This is a genomic window from Citrobacter sp. wls757 (assembly GCF_005280935.1).
Lineage (GTDB): Bacteria > Pseudomonadota > Gammaproteobacteria > Enterobacterales > Enterobacteriaceae > Citrobacter > Citrobacter portucalensis.
On the sequence record NZ_SZWU01000017.1, the window covers coordinates 1 to 9,421 of the forward strand.

At 39.8% G+C, this 9,421-nt stretch carries 7 protein-coding genes and 1 pseudogene; 7 read left to right on the forward strand and 1 reads right to left on the reverse strand.

All coding sequences use genetic code 11. From position 1 onward, the window contains the following. The 6 genes and pseudogenes from FDW94_RS04560 to ugd all read left to right on the forward strand — a co-directional run. Positions 1 to 361, forward strand: a pseudogene (locus FDW94_RS04560) (phosphomannomutase CpsG); the annotation flags it as partial. A 155-nt stretch (positions 362 to 516) separates the two neighbouring features. Then, positions 517 to 1,797, forward strand: coding sequence for an oligosaccharide repeat unit polymerase (locus tag FDW94_RS04565; RefSeq protein WP_283205063.1), 1,281 nt, complete (start codon positions 517 to 519; stop codon positions 1,795 to 1,797). Beyond that, positions 1,794 to 3,032 carry a hypothetical protein gene (locus FDW94_RS04570; protein ID WP_283205064.1) on the forward strand — a complete coding sequence of 413 codons (1,239 nt, stop codon included), beginning with the start codon at positions 1,794 to 1,796 and terminating at the stop codon, positions 3,030 to 3,032. The genes FDW94_RS04565 and FDW94_RS04570 overlap by 4 nt, the downstream gene beginning before the upstream one ends. 1 nt (position 3,033) lies before the next feature. Continuing rightward, positions 3,034 to 4,047, forward strand: coding sequence for an acyltransferase family protein (locus FDW94_RS04575; protein ID WP_137377209.1), 1,014 nt, complete (start codon positions 3,034 to 3,036; stop codon positions 4,045 to 4,047). A gap of 116 nt (positions 4,048 to 4,163) precedes the next feature. Continuing rightward, positions 4,164 to 5,570: an NADP-dependent phosphogluconate dehydrogenase gene (gndA, locus tag FDW94_RS04580; protein WP_003844291.1), complete on the forward strand. Its 1,407-nt coding sequence runs from the start codon at positions 4,164 to 4,166 to the stop codon at positions 5,568 to 5,570. Positions 5,571 to 5,768: 198 nt separating this feature from the next. Then, a complete protein-coding gene (ugd, locus tag FDW94_RS04585; RefSeq protein WP_137377210.1) occupies positions 5,769 to 6,935 on the forward strand; it encodes a UDP-glucose 6-dehydrogenase in 1,167 nt (388 codons plus the stop codon). A 59-nt stretch (positions 6,936 to 6,994) separates the two neighbouring features. Here ugd and FDW94_RS04590 read toward each other — a convergent pair whose 3' ends face one another. Beyond that, positions 6,995 to 7,999, reverse strand: a complete 1,005-nt coding sequence (locus tag FDW94_RS04590; protein ID WP_137377211.1) for an NAD-dependent epimerase — start codon at positions 7,997 to 7,999, stop codon at positions 6,995 to 6,997. A 399-nt stretch (positions 8,000 to 8,398) separates the two neighbouring features. On the opposite strand from FDW94_RS04590, the gene wzzB reads away from it, so the two are divergent. Next, complete coding sequence (wzzB, locus tag FDW94_RS04600) at positions 8,399 to 9,382, forward strand: LPS O-antigen chain length determinant protein WzzB (protein WP_137377212.1); 984 nt, start codon at positions 8,399 to 8,401, stop codon at positions 9,380 to 9,382. Positions 9,383 to 9,421 lie beyond the last annotated feature (39 nt).

Below are 9,421 nucleotides of genomic sequence, written 5' to 3' on the forward strand. Positions count from 1 at the left end.
TTTTGCCTATTGCGACAGCGGAATGATCCCGTGGTTGCTGGTGGCAGAACTGGCTTGCTTGAAACAAAAAACGCTTGGTCAACTAGTTAGTAATCGAGTTCTAGCATTCCCTGCTAGTGGTGAGATAAATAGTAGTGTTGTTAATCAAGAATATGTGATTAATAATATTCTTGATTACTATAAAGATGAAGCGAAGAATATCGACTTTACAGATGGCATTAGCATTGAATTTGAAAATTGGCGCTTTAATTTGCGCAGTTCAAATACGGAGCCTGTAATACGATTAAATGTAGAATCAAAACATGATACATTGTTAATGAAACAGAAAACTCAAGAGTTACTTGAAAAAATAAAAGGATAATAGTAACTGCCAGGTAAAGTATCACCTGGCAGTTATTTAATGGGTTTTTATTAGTTGGGAAGGAGAGTTCCTTTTCTTTTATAATCACTTTATAATACTCTAAGCTTCGAAAAATGATTCAATCGACTGTTCATCAAGCATCAAAAAGAGGACTGGTGAAATATTTACCTATATATTTCGCTCTGTTTTTATCTGTTGCACTATTGTTTTGTGAATATACGGCACCTTCTGCTGTATATAAGATTTTCATAGAAATAGTGTCATCATTTTTGTCTGCTATTCTGCTTGTTGTTATAATCTATTTTTATATAAAAAGAGCAAGTTTTTTTTCATTGCAATTAATGTATTCATATGCTTTTTCACTGATAATAGGTATACCTGCTATATATCTTTTAAATTTTAGTGAGCCACGCAATGGATTCGAATTGGTATGTTTATGGTGTATATTGCTAAATGTAATTCTTTATTTTTCATGTTTCAGTAGCAAAACCATAAATCAAAAAAATGAAGTTAACAATATATTTATTATAATATTTTTTGTGGTTGGGATTTGTCAGTTAATTAAAACGTTTGTCTACTTTAAATTTATAATTAATTCTGGATTGGGGCATTTGGCAATCTATACAGAGGGTGAAGCATTAATTGCCCAAGTCCCATTTTTAATTCGAGCTATTAGTGGACTCTCATTGATAATGTCATTGGCGACATTTTATTATAAAACACCGGTATATTTAAAATGGATTAGTTTTTTATTGCTGGCTTCCGAGCTTTTGATTGGCATAAGAAGCAAGTTTTTCTTTTCATTTCTATGTATAATAACTTTGTCTTTATATGCTAATAGAAATTCTATCAAAAAGCAATTTATCAAGGTTTCAAAAGTCCGATATCTTGTAATCGGCTTTATTCTTTTCTCTTTGATCTCTTACTTTAGAGAGGGATATGAAATCAACTTTATTAGTTATCTTGTGATTGTTTTAGATTCGCTATCTTCAACCTTAGCAGGATTACAAGATCTATTTCTTTTGCCTGCATCCCAAGGATGGGATAATATAGATCCTAATATTATACTAACCCAAATATTCCCAATAAGTGGGTTTAGTTTTATAAGTGATTTACAGATCTATAAACAATTTTCTATGATTGTTCTTGGGGATATTTCAAGTGGTATCGCTCTATCATCGTCAGGGATATTAGAAACAACAATATTAAGCGTTAAATTTAACTTTTTTATTTATCTTACTTATCTTTTGCTGATGCTTTTCTTTATTCAATACTGCTTAAACAGTTCGCGCACTTTCTTGAATTTTATTGCTATTGCAATGCTTCCTGGCTTGTTTTATTCCATTAGAGGTGAATTGATATTACCTTTTTCTTATGTGATTAAATCATTGCCAATAATCATTTTAGCACCATTTTTAACTTCTCGAATTAAATGAAAGGGCAAGTTTTAATGCTTAGGGAAATATTCAGTGATGGGGTTTATTCACTAATAAATAAGGTTTTTTATTTTGGAGCAAAAACGCTTGCTATAATTCTTATTACACATTCTCTTGGTGTTGCTCAAGGTAGTCAGTTTATATTTTTGATTAGCATAGTTGAAATTATGAGAGTTACATGTGATTTTGGTGTTGATATTTATGTAATTAAAAGATATGGCGAGGTGGCTGAAAAAAATAGATTATTGATCACTGTATTCTATCAAAAGATAACCTCAGGTGTTTTATTATATTTAACATTGTTGTGTTATTGCATTTTAGAGAAATATGACTCAACTATATATTTGCCGGTATCTGTAGTATTGATTTTTTCTTTGTTGTTCAATCTTTCAAATAGTTATTTTCAATCTTTAAATCAAAATAAAATATTAACGCCAGCTATTGCTTTTGCAAGTGTAATTGTCATGCTGGTTTTCGGTTCTATTTATTTTTTAAACATTAAATTTGAACCGGTTATTTATCTGTTGGTAGAGGTTGTTTTCTTTAGTGCTGTATTATATATTTTGTCAAAGAAAATAGACTTAAGTATTATAAGCGAATTGCGTAGTTATAGATTTTCTTCAATTGTTAGTCTTTATAAAAAAACTTATAGCATTGGTGTTACAGCGATCATTGTTATTATTTATAGTCGGCTTGATAATATTTACTTGAGGTTTTTTGACTCACAAAATCTTGCTGTCTACGGGCAGGTTTTTAGAATGGTTGATCCGCTAGTCATGGTTTCCTCTGTTTTTTCTACTGTTGCCTATGCAAAATTTAGTAAATTTGATTTGAGAAAAAAAGAAGTGAGAATAATGCCATTTATATTTATGATGGCAACCTATGTATTGGTCAGTTCAATAGGTTATTATATTTTATTAATTATTGTTGGAGAGCGGTTTGTATTACCGACAAATTATTTTCATTCATTAGTTCTTGGGTTCTTATGTATAGCAGGTGTTAAATGTCTAAATGGAGCTCTCACCGCAATTCTGCAATCACAAGGTTTATATAGAATTGGTTTATATGTTGCGTTTGTTTGTATATCAATAGCTGTTCCTGCAATGTATTTTCTTATTAGACACTTTCAGGTGCTAGGTGCTATATATGCAATTATAATTGTTGAGTCAGTGAGTTTCCTATTGTTAGGTTTAAGTGTTTTTTATTATCGAGTAGCAAGGGTTGTTAAAATATAAAATGGATAATAGAGATAATACAATAGATATAGCTCGAGGTATTAGTGTACTTTCAATGGTAGGGTTACATAGCCACTTAAGTGATGGATATTACTATCCCTTGACTCATGATGTTTTTGTTAAATATTTAATGCTTTATTTAGTCCCCTTTTTCTTTTTTATATCTGGTGTTTTTTATAAGGATGTTAGCTATAAGAAATTTATTTATATGAAATTTTCAACAATCATAAAGCCTGTTTTTTTTACTGTGTTTTTTTATAATTTATTTTTTTGGGGTAATAATTGGATGGATATCTATCATGATATTTATGGGATCTTCCAATTTCCACTTTATGCCCTGTGGTTTATGCCGACTTTATTTATTACAATGTTAGTGTGTACAGTTGTAATTAAATCAAAAAGTAGGGATGTTAAAACTTTATCCGTGTTAGCGATTATTTTAGCATTAACTTCAAACGCTTCTTTCTTTTCATCATTCAATTGGATTGATTCGAATATTCTAATAAACTCACGCCTACCATTCACTGCAGAGTCATTGATATTTACCGTGCCGATTTTTATGTGTGGATATTATTTTCGGAGTGATGTTGTAAGTTTTAAAATATCGATCGGCTGTTTTTTTATTTGTTTATTTTTTATAATTCTATTTGCAGAGAGATTTGGGGTGATAATAAATATTGGAAGTTTTGTTTTTAATCCTTATTTACTTTCTTTTATTTCATCTCTTTTTTCTATATATGTGGTGCTATGCTTTTCTAAAGTATGCAGCAAGCTGTCGGTTGTTTCATTTTGTTTCCGAGTTTGTGGTAGAGATAGTCTCTATATAGCGTTGTTTCATGGGCCATTATTATACTTTTTGACTATCATTATGAATGAACAAAATATATGGGGGTTGTCGATGTTAGTAAAAGATTTGATTGTTTTTTTCTTGTCTGTGTTAATGTCGTTAGCAATCAAAAATATGCTCGCTTTACACAAATCGACTCGGTGGATGTTTGCGATTAGGAAAATTTAATTTCATAAAAATATGTATTGCAAATACTAACTGCTATTTTATAATCTTTTTCTAAAACTATTTTATATCAGAAACCGCAAACAAATCGCGGCAACCACACCTGACAGGAGTATGTAATGTCCAAGCAACAGATCGGCGTCGTCGGTATGGCAGTGATGGGGCGCAACTTGGCGCTCAACATCGAAAGCCGTGGTTATACCGTCTCCATCTTCAACCGCTCCCGCGAGAAAACTGAAGAAGTTGTTGCCGAGAACCCGGGTAAGAAACTGGTTCCTTATTACACAGTGAAAGAGTTCGTCGAGTCTCTTGAAACCCCACGTCGTATCCTGTTAATGGTGAAAGCGGGCGCTGGCACCGATGCTGCCATCGATTCCCTGAAACCGTATCTGGATAAAGGCGACATCATCATTGATGGCGGTAATACCTTCTTCCAGGATACCATTCGTCGTAACCGCGAATTGTCTGCTGAAGGTTTTAACTTCATCGGTACTGGCGTATCCGGCGGTGAAGAGGGTGCTCTGAAAGGCCCTTCCATCATGCCTGGTGGTCAGAAAGAAGCCTATGAACTGGTTGCGCCGATCCTGACCAAAATCGCAGCCGTTGCGGAAGATGGCGAGCCGTGCGTGACCTATATTGGCGCTGACGGCGCAGGCCATTACGTGAAGATGGTTCACAACGGCATCGAATACGGCGATATGCAGCTGATTGCTGAAGCCTATTCCCTGCTGAAAGGCGGCCTGAACCTGTCTAACGAAGAACTGGCAACGACCTTCACCGAGTGGAATGAAGGCGAGCTGAGCAGTTACCTGATCGACATCACTAAAGACATCTTCACTAAAAAAGATGAAGAGGGTAAATATCTTGTTGATGTGATCCTGGACGAAGCGGCGAACAAAGGTACCGGTAAATGGACCAGCCAGAGCTCTCTGGATCTGGGCGAACCGCTGTCGCTGATCACCGAGTCTGTATTCGCGCGCTACATCTCTTCTTTGAAAGACCAGCGCGTTGCGGCATCTAAAGTGCTGTCTGGCCCGCAGGCTAAACTGGCTGGTGATAAAGCAGAGTTTGTTGAAAAAGTTCGTCGCGCGCTGTACCTAGGCAAGATCGTCTCCTACGCACAGGGCTTCTCTCAGCTGCGTGCCGCGTCCGACGAGTACAACTGGGATCTGAACTACGGTGAAATCGCGAAGATCTTCCGCGCGGGCTGCATCATTCGTGCGCAGTTCCTGCAGAAAATTACTGACGCGTATGCTGAAAACAAAGGCATCGCGAACCTGCTGCTGGCCCCGTACTTCAAAAATATCGCTGACGAATATCAACAAGCGCTGCGCGATGTAGTGGCTTATGCCGTGCAGAATGGTATTCCGGTACCGACCTTCTCTGCAGCAGTAGCCTACTACGATAGCTACCGTTCTGCGGTGCTGCCAGCTAACCTGATCCAGGCCCAGCGCGACTACTTTGGTGCACATACGTATAAACGCACCGATAAAGAAGGTGTGTTCCACACTGAATGGCTGGATTAATCTGATTTAGTCTAACTGTAAATGCAGGCCCGGAGCGCTCCTCCGGGCTTTTTTATTGCCAAAAAATGGGATTCAGCTAGGTCCGATATCCGGTGTTGTAGCAAAGCACGATATACTGGTGCAATGCAGAGCCGATGCGCCACGTTGTTGGCAGCGTGTACACCCTCAAATGTTTAACCGGAAGAAGTTACACAGCGAATGAAGATAACTATCTCAGGAACAGGTTATGTTGGTTTGTCGAACGGTATTCTGATTGCCCAGCACCATGAAGTGGTCGCTCTGGATATCGTTCCGACGAAGGTCGAGATGCTGAATCAGAAAAAATCGCCGATCGTTGATAGAGAGATCGAAGAGTATCTGGCGACAAAACAGCTGAATTTTCGTGCAACGACCGATAAGTATGATGCTTACCGCGATGCGGACTACGTTATCATCGCGACACCGACTGATTACGATCCGAAAACTAACTACTTTAACACCTCCAGCGTCGAGTCAGTGATCCGCGATGTGGTCGAAATCAACCCAAATGCGGTGATGGTAATTAAATCAACGATTCCGGTTGGCTTTACGAACTCCATTAAAGAACAGTTGGGCATCGACAATATATTATTTTCGCCAGAATTCCTGCGTGAAGGCCGTGCGCTGTACGACAACCTGCATCCGTCCCGTATCGTTATTGGTGAACGTTCCGAACGTGCAGAGCGTTTTGCCGCGCTGCTGCAGGAAGGAGCGGTTAAAAAGGACATTCCGACGCTGTTTACCGACTCGACTGAAGCCGAAGCCATCAAGTTGTTCGCTAACACCTATCTGGCGTTACGTGTGGCTTACTTTAACGAGCTGGATAGCTATGCAGAAAGTCTTGGCTTGAATTCACGGCAGATTATTGAAGGTGTGTGCCTGGACCCGCGTATCGGTAATCACTACAACAACCCGTCATTCGGCTATGGTGGCTACTGTCTGCCGAAAGATACTAAGCAGTTGCTGGCGAACTACGCGTCTGTGCCGAATAACATTATTGGCGCGATCGTTGATGCGAACCGTACGCGTAAAGACTTCATCGCAGATTCTATTCTTGCGCGTAAGCCTAAGGTAGTTGGCGTGTACCGTTTGATCATGAAAAGTGGTTCCGATAATTTCCGGGCATCATCGATTCAGGGCATCATGAAGCGCATTAAGGCAAAGGGCGTGCCCGTTATTATCTATGAACCGGTCATGGAAGAGGATGAATTTTTCCATTCCCGAGTTGTGCGTGATCTTAATGCGTTCAAAAATGAAGCGGATATTATTATTTCTAACCGTATGACGTCAGAATTAGCTGATGTTGCCGATAAAGTTTATACCCGCGATTTGTTTGGTAGTGATTAATCTCGTCTCCATAAAAAAGGCCTTATATAAGGCCTTTTTTATTTTAATCAGGCCAGTAATCAAACTTTGTAGAAATCACGGTACCAGTCAACAAAGTTCTTCACCCCATCATTTACCGTGGTTTCAGGTTTAAAACCAATTACCTCATACAGCGCTTGAGTGTCTGCGCTGGTTTCCAGCACATCACCTGGCTGTAGTGGTAGCATGTTTTTCTTAGCTTCAATACCCAGAGCATCTTCCAGAGCCTGGATATAGTCCATTAGCTCAACCGGTGAACTATTGCCGATATTGTAGACGTGATAGGGCGCAATGCTGGCTGCTGGCGTGCCTGTTTCAACGGTCCATTGTGTGTCTGCATGTGGAATGACATCCTGCAGGCGAATGATTGCTTCTGCGATATCATCAATATAGGTAAAGTCACGCTTCATTTTGCCATAGTTATAGACGTCAATACTCTTTCCTTCTAGCATCGCTTTGGTGAACTTGAACAGCGCCATATCAGGACGACCCCAAGGACCGTACACGGTAAAGAAACGCAATCCGGTTGTGGGCAATCCGTACAAATGGGAATAAGTATGGGCCATCAGTTCGTTGGCTTTTTTGGTTGCTGCATACAGCGACACGGGATGATCGACGGAATCATCCGTAGAGAAAGGCATTTTGCGATTCAGGCCGTAAACTGAACTGGATGAGGCATAGAGTAAATGCTGAATTTTATGATGGCGACACCCTTCCAGTATGTTCAGAAAGCCGGTGAGATTTGAGTCTGCATAGGCATGCGGGTTTTCGAGTGAATAACGTACACCAGCCTGTGCGGCGAGATGAATCACACGCTCAAAATGCCCGGATGCGAAAAGTTCAGTCATGCCTTCGCTGTCGGCTAAATCAATTTTATGAAACTGGAAACCAGGCTGTGCCAGTAATTCCAGACGAGCTTGTTTAAGGCTGACGTCGTAGTAATCGTTCAGGTTATCAATACCGACTACTTGATGGCCAGCCTCAAGGAGGCGTTTGCTAACGTGGAAGCCGATGAAACCAGCGGCACCCGTAACCAGGTATTTCATGTTTATTCCTCTTTTTGGCTAAATAATAGCCAGGCACCAACAGGTGCTACTAAAAAGTGGAATGATACCTTTAGATGGTAAAAAAGCTAATTGTTATATTATTTATGCCTACCATTTTTACTGGTCAGACGGTAAGTATTCACGATATGAATTCAATAAAATGAATTGTAAAGTATAACGATTAGCGGGCATGAAACCTGTGTGTTGATGGTTTTTTGCGCATAAAGATGTTCTTTGAGTATTGACACTTTTGTTTAATCGTATCGTTTTTCAGTAGTGATTGAAATACCAATCAAAATCCCTGAAACAATTTGATTTTTTTATCATTAATCCTATGGCATTACCTCGATTTATAGCTAAACTGATTCCAGTTTAAGTCTTTCCTTATCTAGGGTTTCTATGTCTGTAAGTGATAACAACATGTCCGGGCGCAGTCACGATCCGGAACAGATTGATCTGATTGATTTATTGGTACAGTTGTGGCGTGGGAAAGTAACAATCGTTATCGCGATTGTTATTGCCATAGTGCTTGCTGTGGGCTATTTGGCAGTTGCTAAGGAGAAATGGACCTCAACAGCCATTATTACTCAACCGGATGTTGGTCAGATAGCCACATATAACAACGCCCTCAATGTGTTGTATGGTGTCAGCGCCCCCAAGGCTACTGAACTGCAGACAAACGTGGTTGGTCGTTTCAGTACATCTCTCTCTGCATTGGCTGAAACGCTTGATAATCAGGAAGAACCACAGAAACTGTCAATTGAACAATCTGTTAAAGGTCAACCGCTGCCGTTGGCGGTTTCTTATGTGGGTAGCTCACCAGAAGACGCTCAGCGTCAGCTCGCCGAATACATTCAACAAACAGATGAAAAGGTTGCTAAAGAGCTGGAGCTTGACCTGGTTGATAATATCAAGTTGCAAACCACCACGTTGCAAGACTCTCTGAAAACTCAGGAAGTGGTCGCTCAGGAGCAAAAAGATCTGCGAATTAAGCAAATTCAGGAAGCGCTGCGTTATGCAGAGCAGGCCGGGGTGACTAAGCCGCAAATTCAGCAGACGCAGGATGTGACGCAGGACAGTATGTTCCTGTTGGGTAGTGATGCCCTGAAGTCCATGATTGAGCACGAATCTACACGCCCTTTGATATTGTCTGATAACTACTTCCAGACCAAACAAAAGCTGTTGGATATCGAAAGTCTTAAGCTTGAAGGGGCTGAGTTACACGCCTACCGCTATGTGATGAAACCAACGTTACCGATTCGTCGTGACAGCCCGAAAAAAGCGATTATCCTCGTGCTGGCGGTTCTGCTCGGTGGGATGATTGGTGCCGGTGTGGTGCTGGGGCGAAATGCTCTGCGCAGCTATCAGGCCAAAGCTGAGTAAGTCTAAAGCTGACTACAAAAAACCGGGCAGTGCCCGGTT